We start from the raw sequence: 14895 nt of genomic DNA on the forward strand, positions 1-14895 counted from the left end.
GCGTTGTTACGGATTGGCGTCAGGCCGGGTCGTTCAGATGGCAGGCGCTGAACTGCATCGGCGCGACCTCGCGCAGCAGCGGCCGCTCGGTCTTGCAGCGCGGCATAGCCTGGGGACATCGCGGATGGAAGGCGCAGCCGCCGGGCGGATCCAGCGGCGACGGCAGCTCGCCCTTGATCGGCTGGTAGCTGCGGCGTCCCGGCGTGAGCGTTGGCAGTTCCTTGAGCAGCGCCTGCGTGTATGGATGGTTGGCGCGCTGGAACACCGTGTCGGTCGGCGCCAGCTCGACCACGCGGCCCAGGTACATGATGGCGACGCGATCCGAGATGTGGCTGACCACGCTCAGGTTGTGGCTGATGAACAGGTACGTCAGGTCCAGCTCGTCGCGCAGCTTCTCGAACAGGTTCAGCACCTGCGCCTGGATCGACACGTCCAGCGCCGCCACGGCCTCGTCGCACACGATCACCGAGGGTTTCAGCGCCAGCGCGCGCGCGATGCCGATGCGCTGGCGCTGGCCGCCCGAGAACTGGTGCGGATAGCGCTGCGCGAAGGCCGGGTCGAGCCCCACCTGGCGCATCAGGCCGGCGACATACTCGGCCTTGTCGCGCGCGCGGATCAGGCCGTGCGCCACCGGCGCTTCGCCGATGATCTCGCGCACCCGCATGCGCGGGTTGAGCGAGGCGTAGGGGTCCTGGAAGATCATCTGCACGCCCAGCTCGTAGGCGCGCCGCTGCGGGCCCGCCATGGCCTTCACGGCCTGGCCCTGATAGTGCACTTCACCGGAAGAGGGCGGCAGGATGCCCGAGACGATGCGTCCCAGCGTCGACTTGCCGCAACCGGATTCACCGACGATGCCGATGACCTCGCCCGGCTGCACGTCCAGGTCCACGCCGGCCATGGCGTGCACCACTTGCGTCTTCAAACCCGCGCCCAGCAGGTTGGCGATGCGGCCGGCCAGGTCCACGTGTTGCGTGAAGCGCAGCTCCACGCCGCGCAGCGACAGGATGGGGGCGGCGTTGCGATCGGCGGCGTTCATTGGACCTCCGGCGCGCCGGCATGCCAGCAGCGCACCCATTGCGACGGGCGCACTTCCACGGGCTGCGGCTCGGTCATACAGGCCTCGCTGGCGCGCGGGCAGCGCCCGCGGAACGCACAGCCCTGCGGCAGGTTGAGCAGCGACGGCGTCATGCCGGGAATCGGCACCAGCGGCCGGCCGCGCGATTCCGGCGTCGGAATCGAGGCGATCAGGCCGTGCGTGTACGGATGCATCGGATGGCTGATGACGTCGCGCGTGCTGCCGGTCTCGACCACGCGGCCGGCGTACATCACCGACACGCGGTCGGCCAGGCCCGCCACCACCGCTAGGTCGTGCGTGATCCACACCAGGCCGGTGCCGGTCTCGCGGCACAGCTTCTGCACTTCGAACAGGATCTGCCCCTGGATGGTCACGTCCAGCGCCGTGGTGGGTTCGTCGGCGATGATGACGCGCGGTGAATTCAGCAGCGCGATCGCGATCGCCACGCGTTGCCGCATGCCGCCCGACAACTGGTGCGGATAGGTCCGCAGGCGTTCCTGCGGCGACGGGATGCCGACCATCGTCAGCGTCTGCAGGGCGCGTTCACGCGCCTGTTCGCGCGATACCTTGTGATGCGCCTGCACCGCTTCGATCATCTGCGTATCGACGCGCAGCACCGGGTTCAGCGTCATCATCGGGTCCTGGAAGATCATGGCGATCTCCTGCCCGCGCAACTGCCGCCAGCGCGCCGGCGACGCGCCGCGCAGGTCCTCGCCGTTCAGGCGCAGTTCGCCCTCGACGATGCGGCCCGGTTCATCCAGCAGGCCCATCAGCGAGAAACCGGTGATGCTCTTGCCCGAACCCGATTCGCCCACCAGCCCCAGGATCTCGCCTTCGGCCACCGTCAGGTCGACGCCATCGACCGCCTTCACTACGCCATTGCGGGTGAAGAAATGCGTCTTAAGGCCCCGCACATCGAGCACCGGCGACTTGTCCACAGCTTGCGTCTGCATCGCGTCCACCCTCAATTCGCGTGGCGCGGGTTGAGCACATCGCGCAGGTGGTCGCCCACCAGGTTGATGGCGATGATGGCCAGCGCCAGCGCGATGCCGGGGAAGAACGAGATCCAGTACTGGCCCGACAGCAGGTACTCGAAGCCGTTGTAGATCAACATGCCCAGCGACGGCTCGGTCACCGGCACGCCCACGCCCAGGAACGACAGCGTGGCTTCCAGCGCGATGGCGTGCGCCAGGTCGATGGTGGCGATCACGATCAGCGGCGGCATGCAGTTGGGCAGCACGTGGCGGAACAGCACCCGCCCCCACGACAGCGACATGCAGCGCGCCGCCTCGACGTATTCCTTGCCGCGCTCGACCAATGCGGCGCCGCGCGCGGCGCGGGCGAAATAGGCCCACTGCACCACGATCAGCGCGATGATCACCTTATCCACACCCTTGCCCAGGATCGCCAGCAGCATCAACGCCACCAGGATCGCCGGGAACGACAACTGGATATCCACAATGCGCATCAGCAGCGCGTCGATGCGCCCGCCGAAGTAGGCCGCGATCAGGCCCACCGTGGCGCCGATGCCGAACGCCGCCAGCACCGATACGGTGGCCACCAGCAGGCTGGTGCGCATGCCGTACAGGATCGCCGACAGCAGGTCGCGCGCCTGGCCGTCGGTGCCGAGCCAGTAATGGATGCCGCCGTCGCCGCTTTCGCTGCCGGGCTTGAGCTTGGAATCCATGATGTCCAGCGTCGCCAGGTCATACGGATTCTGCGGCGCGATCCACGGCGCCAGCAGCGCCGCGCCGACGATCAGCACCAGCATCACCAGGCCCAGCGTGGCCAGCTTGCTGGCGAAGAAATCGCCCAGGAAACGGCGCCAGGGCGTCTGTTCCTTGGCGGCGGCGGTCGGCACGGTGGTGGTCGCGGGGGCGGTCATCGGCGGCTATCCAGGCGTACGCGGGGATCCAGCACCGTATAGATGATGTCCACCACGAGGTTCAGCATCACAAGGAAGAACACGATCAGCAGCAGGTACGCCACCACCACCGGCCGGTCCAGGTTGATGATGGAATCGATCAGCAGCTTGCCCATGCCGGGCCACGAGAACACCGTCTCGGTCACCACCGCGAAGGCCATCACCTGGCCGAACTCCAGGCCCGCCACGGTGACCACGGGGATCAGGATGTTCTTGAGCAGGTGCACGCCCAGCACGCGCTTTTCCGACAGGCCCTTGGCGCGCGCGAACTTGATGTAGTCCATCGGCAGCGCCTCGCGCGTGGCGGCGCGGGTCACGCGGATGATCATGGCGCACTTGGCGAAGGCGATGGTGGCCGCGGGCAGGGCCAGGCTCAACCAGCCATCCAGCGTCAGCACGCTCAACTGCAGCGAACCGATGCTGACGGTCTGGCCGCGGCCGCCGGCCGGCACCCAGCCCAGCATCACCGCGAACACCATGATGAGCATCAGGCCGACCCAGAAGTTGGGCAGCGAGAAGCCCAGCACCGATCCCGTCATGATGACGCGCGAGCCGGCCGCCTTCGGCTTGAGCCCGGCCAGGATGCCCAGCGGCACGCCGATCAGCACCGACATCAGCATGGCCACACAGGCCAGCTCGACTGTGGCCGGCATGCGCTCCAGGATCAGGTGCATGGCCGGCTCGCCGGTCAGGAAGCTGTTGCCGAAATCGCCGCGCACCGCCTGGCCCATGAAGATCAGGTACTGCCGCCACAGCGGCAGGTCCAGGCCGAGCGAGGCGCGGATGGCGGCGCGCTGCGCCTCGGTGGCCTCCGGACTGGCCAGCATCGAGACCGGATCGCCGACCATGTAGATGCCGGCGAAGACCAGCGCCGACATGACCAGCATGACGACGATGGTTTGCAGCAGTCTTCGTACGATTGTCGCTAGCACGTCATACCGCCCGCTGCGCGCATTACTTCTTCAGCGTTGCGAACTGCGCCAGCGTGACCTGGTCGGGACGGCCCTGGTAGCGGATGTCGTTCTTCATCGCCCACACCGACAGCTCGAAGTGCACCGGCAGCATCGCGAAGTCGTCCATGGCGATGTTGCTGGCCTTGGACAGCAGCTCGGCGCGCTTGGCGTCATCCATGGTGGACGAGGCTTCCTTCACCAGCTCGTCCATCTTGGGATTCGAGTAGCGGCTGCGGTTGGTGGTGCCCAGGCCCGCCTCGGGATTGCGCGTCACCAGGAGCGAGGTCAGCGCGTTCGACATCTCGCCGCTGGTCACCGACCAGCCGGCCAGATAGGCCGAGAACGCGTAGCTGTCGCGGTTCTTGAAGAACACCGGCGGCGCCATGGCATCGACGCTGGTCTTGACGCCCACGCGCGTCCACATCGAGGCGATGGCCTGCGCCACCTTGGAGTCGTTGACGTAGCGGCCCGAGGGCGAGCCCAGCGTGATCGAGAAGCCGTTGGGATAGCCCGCTTCCTTCAACAGCGCCTTGGCCTTTTCCACGTCGGCCTTGGGCGCCTTGGAGTGTTCCTTGCTCGACCCGAACATGGGGTAAGGCAGCAGGTTGCCGGCGGGCAGCGCCACGCCGCCCATCACGCGCTCGACCAGCGCATCGCGGTTGATCGCCAGCGACAACGCCTCGCGCACGCGCTTGTCCTTCAGCGGGTTCTTGTCGGTGCCCTGGATGCCGGGTGAGGGCTCGGCGTACTGGTCCAGCGCCACGTACACCACGCGCACCGACGGCGTCTCTTCGACGTACAGCTTCTTGTCGCCCTTGAGTTTGGGCAGGTCATCGGTCGGGGGATCCTCGATCATGTCGACGTCGCCGGCCAGCAGGGCCGCCACGCGCGCCGCGGCGTTGCTGATAGGGCGATAGATCACCTTGTCCCAGGTAGGCTTCTTGCCCCAATAATTTTCATTGCGCGCCAGCACGAATTCGGCGCCGCGCTTCCACGACACGAACTTGTACGGGCCGGTGCCGATGAGGCCGTCGCCGCTGTTCAATTCCGTGGTGGTCTTGCCTTCGGCCGCGGGGCCGGAGGCGGCCTTCTTCGACATGATGGGCAGCTGCGCCAGGTTCACCAGCAGGTTCGGCGCCACTTCCTTGGTGGTGATGCGCAGGGTCATCGGATCCACCGCTTCGGCCTTGGCCACCGAGCCCAGGTACAGCGTGAACGGCGACGGGCTGTTCGGCACCTTGGGCACGCGGTCATAGGTGAAGACCACGTCCTCGGCGGTGAACGGCGAGCCGTCGGAGAACTTGACGCCGGGCCGCAGCTTGAAGGTCCACACCTTGCCGTCAACGGTCCAGGATTCGGCCAGCGCCGGCACCGGCTTGAGCTGCGCGTCGGTGGCCACCAGCGTGTCGAAGATGGTCTGGGAGATCTGGGTGTTCGGCGTCAACGCGTGATACTGCGGATCCATCGACGATGGCTCGGTCTTCAGCCCGATCACCAGGTCGCGCGCCAGCGCCGAATTGAGGGTGCCGAAGGCCAGCAGGACCGCTACCGAACCACAGGCCAACACACGCGAAAACCGAGATGCCATCATGATCTCCCAGGGATGTTTCGGGTTTTAAACCTCTGGCGCACCTTAACCAGCAAACAAGGCCCCGCGCAACAGTTATATTCCCCTATTGTCCTTGCCTCGCGTTGTCCCCGATATGTCCGTTCATGCTCCCATCGCCGCCATTGCCACCGCCCCCGGAAGAGGCGGCATCGGCGTCGTGCGCGTTTCTGGTGCGGACCTGTCCGAATTGGTGCGCCGCCTGTTCCAGCGCGAACTCACGCCGCGCCACGCGCACTATCTGCCGTTCAAGGCGGTCGACGGCGAACTGCTCGATGAAGGCATCGCGCTGTACTTCAAGGGGCCGCATTCCTACACCGGCGAGGACGTGCTCGAACTGCAAGGCCACGGCGGCCCCGCGGTGCTGCGGCGCGTGCTCGACAGCTGCCTGGCGGCGGGCCGCGACCTCGGGCTGCGGCTGGCCGAACCGGGTGAGTTCACCCGCCGCGCCTTTCTCAACGACCGCATGGACCTGGCGCAGGCCGAGGCCGTCGCCGATTTGATCGAGGCGTCCTCGGTGGCCGCCGCGCGCGGCGCGATGGCCTCGCTGTCGGGTGAATTCTCGGCGCGCGTCAACGACCTGTCCGACCGCATCATCCACCTGCGCATGCTGGTCGAGGCCACGCTCGATTTCCCCGAAGAGGAAATCGACTTCCTTGAAAAGTATCAGGCGCGGCCCACGCTGGAAAAGCTGGCCGGCGACCTCGGCCATCTCATCGCCCAGGCGCGCCAGGGCGTGATCCTGCGCGAAGGCCTGCACGTGGTGCTGGCGGGGCAGCCCAACGTCGGCAAGTCCAGCCTGCTGAACGCGCTGGCCGGCGACGATGTCGCCATCGTCACGCCGATTGCGGGCACCACGCGCGACAAAGTGGTGCAGCAGATCCATATCGACGGCGTGCCGCTGCACATCGTCGACACCGCCGGCCTGCGCGAAACCGAAGACACCGTGGAAAGCATCGGCATCGCCCGCAGCTGGCAGGAAATCGAACGCGCCGACGTCATCCTGCACCTGCAGGACGCCACCCAGCCCGGGGATGAACTGGATGCGCAGATCACCGCACGCCTGCCGCCGCGCACGCCGGTGCTGAAGGTTTTCAACAAGGTGGACCTGTTATCCACAGCGTTTACGGCCGGCCCCGGCGAGCTCGGCATTTCCGCCAAGCGCGGCGCCGGCCTGGACGCGCTGCGCGCCGAGCTGCTGCAGATCGCCGGCTGGAATCCCGGCGCCGAATCGCCCTGGCTGGCGCGCGAGCGCCATCTGCATGCGCTGCAGGAGGCCGCCGAGCACCTGGCGCTGGCGGCCGAACACGCCGAACAGGACGACCGCGTGCTGGACCTGTTCGCCGAGGAACTGCGGCTGGCGCATGACAGCCTGTCGAGCATCACCGGGAAGTTCACCAGCGACGACCTGCTGGGCGAGATCTTCTCGAGCTTCTGTATCGGGAAATAGCGTTCCCATGACCGCAACCGGCGCGCCCCACCGCATCCGTCCGGCTACGGCCGACGACCTGGCCGAGGTGGAGCGCATCGTCCACGACGCCTATCGCCATTACGTGGCGCGCATCGGCGCCACGCCGGGACCGATGCGCGACGATTACCGCGCGCGCATCGCGCAGGGACAGGCGCAGGTGCTGGAGGACGAAGGCGGTATCCAGGCCGTACTGGTCCTGGTGCGCGAAGTGGATTGCCTGCTGCTCGACAATGTGGCGGTGTCGCCCGGCGCGCAAGGGCGCGGCTATGGCCGCGAACTGATGCAATGGGCGGAAACCATCGCGCGGCAGGCGGGCTATCCGCGCATCCGGCTGTACACGCAGGAAGCGATGAGCGAGAACATCGCCATCTATCAGCGCTATGGCTATGTCGAGACGCATCGCGCCGAAGAGATCGGCCTGAAACGCGTATTCATGACGAAGCGCCTGGATTGCCCCCTCCAATTAAGTGAGCAATAGCTCACTTAATTGACGAAACCCGGCATCAATGATTTCCGTGGAAAAATATGTGAGCTTTTGCTCACCCCTATTTTCAAGCAGTTTTTAGACAAAATTCTGATCAGGAATCCCGCGACCTGTCCGCGGGAAGCGCCGGCGCCGACTTCAACGTCTCGCGCGCAATTCGATTGCTGGCCAGCGATTTCGCATACACCGAATCCGGCCGGATGCGTTGCGCGATCACGAAGCCGGTGATGCACGCCAGCATCAGCGGCAACATCACCTCATAGCTCAACGTCATCTCGAAAATCATCAAGATCGACATCAGCGGCGCATAGGTCGTGGCCGCCAGCAGCGCCCCCATGCCGACCACAGCATAACTCGACACCGCCGACAGGTCGCCAGCGGGAAACAACGCATGCAGGCCGGAGCCATACAGGGCCCCGACCGCCGCGCCCACGAACAGGGTCGGCGTGAACACGCCGCCGATCGCGCCGGAACCGACGCTGGCGCCGGTGGCCACGATCTTGAACAGCAGGATGGCCGCCACCGCCTGCCAGGCCCATTCCGTGTGCAACATGCTGTTGACCACGCTGTAGCCGTTGCCCCAGACCTCGGGCTTGAACACCGACAGGGCGCCGACCACCAGTCCGCCCAGCGCCATCTTGGCCCACAGCGGCAGGCTCAAGCGGCGGAACAGGGCCTTCGACCCATCGAGAAACCGAAGGAATTGCGGCGCCACCATCCCGGCGATCAGGCCCAGCCCCAGGTAATTGACCACTTCCCAGCCGGACACGAACTCGAACGGCGGCATATGGAAGACCGCATCGTAGTGCAGGATCTGGCGCGTCACGATGTTGGCGACCACCGACGACACCACCAGGGGCACCAGCGTCGCCGAGGAAATGGCGCCGTAGACGATCTCGGAAATGAACAGCGCGCCGGCGATCGGCGCGTTATAGGCGGCCGTGATCCCGGCGGTGGCGCCGCAGGCCACCAGCAGCCGCAGATGGCGGGGCGGCAGGACCAGGTAGCGGCCCGACAGCGACGAGAACATCGCCGCCAGCTGCACCATCGGTCCTTCACGGCCGATCGAAGCGCCCGAACCGATTGAAAACAAAGAAGAAATGCTGCGCGCCACGGTCTGCCGAAAACCGATCACGCCGCGGCCGATGGCGATCGCCTCCATATAGTCGGCGGCGCCGCGCGGCGGCAGGCGCCGGGCGGCCGCCTGCAGGATCAATCCGGCAATCGCGCCCCCGGCCGCCGGCAGCAGAAAGCGTTCCCAAGGCGACAGCCCACGCGCCAGCGACACCATCCCGTGCGGCGAATCGACCCCGCCCAGCACCATCTGGATCCAGCCCAGCAGTTCCCGAAAAATCACCGTCGCCAGCGCGCCGGCCAGTCCCATCAAGGCGGCCGCGCACAAGGTCGCGGGCAAATTGTCGGCCAGCAAACGGCCCCTCAGCCAGGTCGCCCAGGCCGGTTTTTTGATTCTGAGTTGTCGTGCCATGGGCGGGATTCTACGGCGGAAACCTGCTCACTTTTTGTTCAGCGCAACGTCAACCGCAGAGAGACGCCACCCCTCACATAGTCGGTTCCGGCAACGCCTCCAGGGGCCTTTACGGGCCTGGAAAGGGGCGAAAACCAGGGTAGGCAAGGGGCGTTTTTTCGGGGTAAAAGTGCCGCTTCCCGACCCGGTTCGGCAGAACAGGGCTGTGGATAACTCCTAAGGCGGCAGGTTGTGCACATTGTGTGGAGGCAAGTTGAACAAGCGGGGGTTTTCGGTGGGCTCCCAAATCTTGTCCAACTTCGACTCTTTTCCCACACAGAGTTCTTGCACAGCCAAAAACGCTCGCAACCTGATGAAAAAAAACAGGTTTCCAAGGTTAAGGTAGTTATCCACAGGCCTTATTAATCATTAGTCTTTATATAAAGAGAAATACAGGGAAAAGACAAACATGCTTTCTCCTATCTCCCAGCCACGCCCCCCCGGACTCCGTCCATGCGCATCCTTCTCATAGAAGACGAAGCCGAACTTGCTCGCTGGCTTGCAAGAAGCCTGGCCCGGCATGCGGGCTTCGTGGTCGACTGGGCCGATGACGGCCTGGTCGCCGAAAGAAGACTGGCGGTCGAAGAATTCGATGCGGTCATCCTTGACCTGGGACTGCCGGGCATGGATGGCCATACCTTGCTGGCGAAGATTCGCGCGCGAGACGACCGTACGCCGGTGCTGGTCCTGACCGCGCGCGATTCACTGGCCGAAAAAATCGGGACGCTTCACGAAGGCGCGGACGATTTCCTGCCGAAACCGTTTGTTGTGGAAGAGTTGGAAGCGCGTTTGATCGCACTGGTACGCCGCAGCCGTGGCCGCGACCATCCGCGACTCACCCTGGGAAACCTGGTTTTCGAGACTTCCGCGCAAAAATTCACGGTCTCCGGACAGGCTTTGCAGTTATCCCCACGTGAACACGCCGTCCTGCGGGTGTTGATCCAGAAAAGCGGCGAACCGATCAACAAGCAGCAGATCCTGGATCGGATCGTGACCGACGATGCCGACATCAACCTCGAGGCCATCGAGGTGCTGGTGCACCGGTTGCGCAAAAAATTGGCGGAAACCGGCGTGCAGATCACCACCATGCGCGGCATGGGCTACTGCCTGGAGAACGCTGTTGACAACTAGTTTTCCGGAAAAAACCCCGGTTTCCAGGAAAAAAAGCCGCAACCGGACCCTGAAAACGCAGTTGCTCTGGTGGTTGATCCCGACCCTGGTGCTGGTGATGGTCGGCGCGCTCTGGCTGTCCAACCACCAGCTGCGAAACCAGGTCGATATCGCCTATGACCGGTCGCTCGCTGGCGCGCTGCGCGCGATCGACCACAACATATCCACAGCCAGCGGTGGATTAGCCATGGAGCAGCCGTACCTGATGCTGGAATTTTTCGAGCTGACGGCCAATGGCAGCGTGTTCTACCGCGTGGCCACCGAGGACGGGCTGGCCGAAATCGGCCATCCCGGGCTGCCCATGCCGACCCAGCCGCTGGAATCCGGCGAGGCCCAGTTTTTCTATGCAACCTACCTGGGCACCCCGGTACGGGTCGCCGCGCTGGCGCGGGCGATGGATCCGCCGCTCTATGCGAACAAAGGGGGACGGGTTATCGTGCAGGTCGCCGAAGGCCTGGAGAGCCGCCAGGCGTTCCTGCACCAGGTGCTGGTGCGCTCGGTGGAGCGCGACCTGGCCGTGATCCTGATCAGCGTCCTGGTGATCGTCCTGGGGGTTTTCATGGCCCTGCGCCCCCTGCAGCGCCTGAAGCAGGAAGTGGAAAGGCGTTCCGCGGACGATTTAAGCCCCGTCAGCGCGTCGGAGATGCCAGGTGAGGTCCTACCCCTGGTTGCGGCCGTAAACCTCCACATGGCCCGCTACGCGGCTCAGGCGAGGGTCCAGAGCCAGTTCCTGGACGACGCCTCGCACCAGTTGCGCACGCCTTTGTCGGTTTTGCGGACCCAGACGGCCTATGCCCTGCGCGAAACATGCCCCCAGGAGGTCCGTACAGCCCTTCTGGCGATGCAGGAGGGGTTGGACAGGGCCGTACGCACCACCAACCAGATGCTCGCCCTGGCGCGCGCTAAGGACGCTTCCCTGCCCGAAGCCGGTTTCGCGCCCGAACCGGTCGACCTGGCCGAGCTGGCCCACGGGGTGATCCGCGGCCTGCTGCCGACCGCCCGCGCCCGCCAGCTGGACATCGGCCTGGAGGCCGAGACCGGGCCGGTCCTGGTCAACGGCGCCGACTGGCTGTTGCGGGAAGCGGTCAGCAACCTGGTCGACAACGCCATCCGCTACACCACCCCCGGCGGCATGGTCACGGTGCTGGTCCGCCGCCAGGCCGACCAGGCCTGGCTCACGGTGGAAGACAGCGGTCCCGGCATGTCGGCCGAGGATATCGCCCGCGCCGGCGTGCGTTTCCGCCGCGGCGCGGCCGGCAAGAACAAGCCGGGCGCCGGACTGGGACTGGCCATCGTCGGCACCATCGCCGAGCTGCTGGGCGCCCGCCTGGCGCTGGAGAACCGGATTCCGGGGCCAGGCCTGCGCGCGTCGCTGGTGTTTTCCCTGAAAACGGCCGCGGATGTTGCGTCGCACCAGGAAAACGGCGTTTTTTGAAAGCTTTTGGAAAGCTTCGATTTTGTACGGTGGCATCCGCTGGACCCGGACCGGCGTCACGCCGCCGGAATCGCCAGCCATGCCTAGACCTATAAATTCGGAGACGCAAGAAATGCAGACCAGCCTGAAGCTGCGCCTGGCCGCCGTCGCGGCCCTTGGCGCGATCACCCTGTCCCTGGGCGCCGCCCACGCCGCCGACGAGCCGCGCCGCCCCGAGTGCATCGCCCCCGCCCAGCCCGGCGGCGGTTTCGACCTGACCTGCCGCCTGGCCACCGAAGGCCTCAAGCAGAGCGGGGCGCTCAAGAGCGCCATGCGCATCGTCTACATGCCGGGCGGCATCGGCGCCGTGGCCTACAACAACATCGTGGCCCAGCATCCCAACGAGCCCGGCACCATCGTCGCGTTCTCGGGCGGTTCGCTGCTCAACCTGGCGCAGGGCAAGTTCGGCAAGTACAACGTCGACGACGTGCGCTGGCTGGCGGCCATCGGCACCGACTACGGCGTGGCCGTGGTGCGCAACGATTCGCCCTACACCGACCTCAAGGGCCTGATGGAGGCCTTCAAGCAGGACCCGACCAAGATCGTGCTGGGCGCCGGCGGCACCGTGGGCAGCCAGGACTGGATGAAGGCCGCGCTGACCGCCAAGGCGGCCGGGGTCGATTTCAAGAAGATGCGCTTCGTGGCCTTTGAAGGCGGCGGCGAGGCTGTCACCGCCCTGCGTGGCGGCCACATCCAGGCCTACATGGGCGATGCCGCGGAAGCCTTCACCATGCTCGAGGGCGGCGCCCCCATCCGCGTGCTGGCCGTGTTCAACGACCAGCGCCTGCCGGGCAAGCTGGGCACCGTGCCGACCGCCAAGGAGCAGGGCTACGACATCGTCTGGCCCATCATCCGCGGCTTCTACGTCGGCCCCAAGGTGTCGGACGCCGACTACCAGTTCTGGGTCAACGCCTTCAACCGCGTCACCGAGGCGCCCGAGTTCGCCAAGCTGCGCGAACAGCAAGGCCTGTTCCCCTTCAACAAGACCGGCGCCGACCTGGACGCCTACGTGAAGCAGCAGGTCAAGCAGTACGCCGAACTGGCCGGCTCCTTCGGCCTGGTCAAGAAATAGGCCGCTCATCATGAACGATCGAATCCTGGGCATCGCGGCGTTGCTGCTGGCGGCCTTCATGACCTGGGCGGGGTGGGGCATCGAAGCCCCGTTCGCCTACGAACCGGTGGGGCCGCGCGCCTTCCCGCTGCTGCTGGCGTTGATCATCGGCCTGTGCGGATTGCGGCTGGCCTACAAGGGCGGCAACCCGGTGGAGCCCAATCCCGCCGGCGCCAATGGCCGCATCGCGCTGATGGTGGCGTTCGCCGCCGGCTACGCCTTCCTGTTCCAGTGGCTCGGCTTCGTCATTGCGACCGCGCTGATGACGGTGTTCGTCGGCCGCCTGTTCGGCGGCGGCTGGGCCAAGTGCGCGCTGGGCGGCGTGGTCATGAGCGTCTTCTTCTTCGTGTTGTTCGACAAGGTGCTGGACGTGGTCCTGCCCGGTGGCTTGCTGGAGAACCTGGTATGAGCGGAATCCTCGATCATCTGTCGATCGGCTTTGGCGTTGCGTTCTCGTGGACCAACATCCTGGTGGCCGCGATCGGCTCGTTCTTCGGCACCATGGTGGGCGTGCTGCCGGGCCTGGGGCCCATCAACGGCGTGGCGATGCTGATCCCGATCGCGTTCGCCATGAACCTGCCGCCCGAGACCGCGCTGATCCTGCTGGCGGCGGTGTACGTGGGAGCGGAATACGGCGGCCGCATCACCTCGATCCTGCTCAACGTGCCGGGCGAGGCCAGCGCCATCATGACCACGCTGGATGGCTATCCGCTGGCGCGCCAGGGCCTGGCCAACGTCGCGCTGTCGCTGTCGGCGTGGTCCGCGTTCTTCGGCGCCATCGTGTCGGTGGTGGGCATCATCCTGCTGGCGCCGCTGCTGGCCAAATGGGCGCTGGCGTTCGGTCCGGCCGAGTACTTCGTGCTGATGATCTTCGCGTTCTGCTGCCTCACCAGCCTGCTTGGAAAGCAGCCCATCAAGGGCGTGCTGGCGGCCATGATCGGCCTGTCGATCTCGGTCATCGGCGTGGACGCGAACTCAGGCGTATACCGCTATACCTTCGACTCCGTGCACCTGGCCGATGGCATCGATTTCGTGGTCGTCGTGATCGCGCTGTTCGCGGTCAGCGAGATGCTGGAGATGCTTGAAAAAGTGATGGCGGGCCACAGCGTCGAGGTCAAGCCCAGCGGTCGCAAGCTGTTCAACCTGAAGGAGCTGGCGTTCACCTGGTGGAGCGTGGTGCGCAGCGCGCTGGTGGGTTTCGGCGTCGGCGTGCTGCCGGGCGCCGGCGCCAGCGTGGCCGCGGCCGTGGCCTACTCGCAGGAAAAGCGCATCATCGAAGCCAAGGATCCGAACGCCAAGTTCGGCAAGGGCGACATGCGCGGCCTGGTCGCGCCGGAAGCCGCCGCCACCTCGTCGGCGATCGGTTCGTTCGTGCCGATGCTGACGCTGGGCGTGCCGGGCTCGGGCACCACCGCGGTGATGATGGGGGCGCTGACGCTCTACAACATCACGCCCGGTCCGGTGCTGTTCGACACCAAGCCGGAACTGGTGTGGGGCCTGATCGCCTCGCTGTTCGTGGCCAACGTGCTGCTGTTCGTCATGAACGTGCCGATGGTGCGGCTGTTCTCGAAGGTGCTGTCGGTGCCTGGCTGGCTGATGGTGCCGGGCATCCTGTGCATCAGCTATATCGGCGTGTATGCCATCAACGCCGGCACGTTCGATCTGCTGCTGGTGACGGGCATTGGCGCGATCGGCTACTTCCTGCGCAAGTTCGGCGTGCCGATGGCGCCGCTGGTGCTGGGCGTGGTGCTGGGCAACATGATGGAACAGAACCTGCGCCGTGCCCTGTCGATGACCGACGGCAACGTGTCGGTGCTGTTCGCCAGTCCCGTCGCCATCACGTTGTGGACCGCCGCGATCGCCGTGGTGGTGGTGCCGCAGATCCTGCGCCGCGTGCGCCGGGCCAGGAAGGTTGCCGCCGAACCGGTGTGACGGGTTCCGCGCCGCGGCCCCGCCGGCACGGGGCCGCGCGGCGTCGGAGCATGTCACGCCGGAGGTTGTTCAGGAGCGCCGCGGCGCTCCTTTTTTTCATCTCTACATCCGTGGTCGAGACAAAAGAAAAGCGCCCCGATGGGGCGCTTTGTCGTGATGCGCGCGGCGCG

13 protein-coding genes are annotated in these 14895 nt (G+C 65.9%); 7 read left to right on the plus strand and 6 right to left on the minus strand.

What is annotated here, in order from left to right; translation table 11 throughout:
• Positions 1 to 19: 19 nt before the first annotated feature.
• The 5 genes from H0523_RS20730 to H0523_RS20750 are packed head-to-tail and all read right to left on the minus strand — an operon-like array spanning position 20 to position 5540.
• Positions 20 to 1036, minus strand: coding sequence for an ABC transporter ATP-binding protein (locus H0523_RS20730; protein WP_082404486.1), 1017 nt, complete (start codon positions 1034 to 1036; stop codon positions 20 to 22).
• Positions 1033 to 2028 (minus strand): ABC transporter ATP-binding protein, encoded by a 996-nt coding sequence (locus H0523_RS20735; RefSeq protein ID WP_054431110.1) that lies wholly within the window; start codon positions 2026 to 2028, stop codon positions 1033 to 1035. Before H0523_RS20735 ends, H0523_RS20730 begins: the two co-directional genes overlap by 4 nt.
• Positions 2029 to 2039: 11 nt before the next feature.
• On the minus strand, positions 2040 to 2960 hold the full coding sequence (locus tag H0523_RS20740; protein WP_054431005.1) for an ABC transporter permease: 921 nt from the start codon (positions 2958 to 2960) through the stop codon (positions 2040 to 2042).
• Positions 2957 to 3931 carry an ABC transporter permease gene (locus H0523_RS20745; protein ID WP_054431003.1) on the minus strand — a complete coding sequence of 325 codons (975 nt, stop codon included), beginning with the start codon at positions 3929 to 3931 and terminating at the stop codon, positions 2957 to 2959. The genes H0523_RS20740 and H0523_RS20745 overlap by 4 nt, the downstream gene beginning before the upstream one ends.
• Positions 3932 to 3953: 22 nt before the next feature.
• On the minus strand, positions 3954 to 5540 hold the full coding sequence (locus tag H0523_RS20750) for an ABC transporter substrate-binding protein (protein ID WP_054431109.1): 1587 nt from the start codon (positions 5538 to 5540) through the stop codon (positions 3954 to 3956).
• A gap of 115 nt (positions 5541 to 5655) precedes the next feature.
• Here H0523_RS20750 and mnmE point away from each other — a divergent pair, with 115 nt between their 5' ends.
• Together mnmE and H0523_RS20760 are read left to right on the plus strand one after the other, a co-directional pair.
• Positions 5656 to 7008 (plus strand): tRNA uridine-5-carboxymethylaminomethyl(34) synthesis GTPase MnmE, encoded by a 1353-nt coding sequence (gene mnmE / locus H0523_RS20755; protein WP_054431001.1) that lies wholly within the window; start codon positions 5656 to 5658, stop codon positions 7006 to 7008.
• Between the two features lie 7 nt (positions 7009 to 7015).
• Positions 7016 to 7507: a GNAT family N-acetyltransferase gene (locus H0523_RS20760; protein ID WP_054430999.1), complete on the plus strand. Its 492-nt coding sequence runs from the start codon at positions 7016 to 7018 to the stop codon at positions 7505 to 7507.
• Between the two features lie 100 nt (positions 7508 to 7607).
• Here H0523_RS20760 and H0523_RS20765 read toward each other — a convergent pair whose 3' ends face one another.
• Positions 7608 to 8999, minus strand: coding sequence for a ClcB-like voltage-gated chloride channel protein (locus tag H0523_RS20765; RefSeq protein ID WP_054430997.1), 1392 nt, complete (start codon positions 8997 to 8999; stop codon positions 7608 to 7610).
• A gap of 492 nt (positions 9000 to 9491) precedes the next feature.
• On the opposite strand from H0523_RS20765, the gene H0523_RS20770 reads away from it, so the two are divergent.
• From H0523_RS20770 to H0523_RS20790, 5 genes are all read left to right on the plus strand, one after another.
• The gene (locus tag H0523_RS20770; protein WP_006392118.1) at positions 9492 to 10169 is read left to right on the plus strand and encodes a response regulator; all 678 of its coding nucleotides are present in this window, start codon (positions 9492 to 9494) and stop codon (positions 10167 to 10169) included.
• Positions 10170 to 10266: 97 nt separating this feature from the next.
• On the plus strand, positions 10267 to 11643 hold the full coding sequence (locus H0523_RS20775; protein WP_054431108.1) for a sensor histidine kinase: 1377 nt from the start codon (positions 10267 to 10269) through the stop codon (positions 11641 to 11643).
• 112 nt (positions 11644 to 11755) lie between these two features.
• Positions 11756 to 12754 carry a Bug family tripartite tricarboxylate transporter substrate binding protein gene (locus tag H0523_RS20780; protein ID WP_006392116.1) on the plus strand — a complete coding sequence of 333 codons (999 nt, stop codon included), beginning with the start codon at positions 11756 to 11758 and terminating at the stop codon, positions 12752 to 12754.
• A gap of 10 nt (positions 12755 to 12764) precedes the next feature.
• On the plus strand, positions 12765 to 13202 hold the full coding sequence (locus H0523_RS20785; RefSeq protein ID WP_054430996.1) for a tripartite tricarboxylate transporter TctB family protein: 438 nt from the start codon (positions 12765 to 12767) through the stop codon (positions 13200 to 13202).
• On the plus strand, positions 13199 to 14725 hold the full coding sequence (locus H0523_RS20790; protein ID WP_054430994.1) for a tripartite tricarboxylate transporter permease: 1527 nt from the start codon (positions 13199 to 13201) through the stop codon (positions 14723 to 14725). Before H0523_RS20785 ends, H0523_RS20790 begins: the two co-directional genes overlap by 4 nt.
• Positions 14726 to 14895 lie beyond the last annotated feature (170 nt).

The sequence above is a fragment of the Achromobacter insuavis genome (assembly GCF_902859645.1).
Lineage (GTDB): Bacteria > Pseudomonadota > Gammaproteobacteria > Burkholderiales > Burkholderiaceae_B > Achromobacter > Achromobacter insuavis.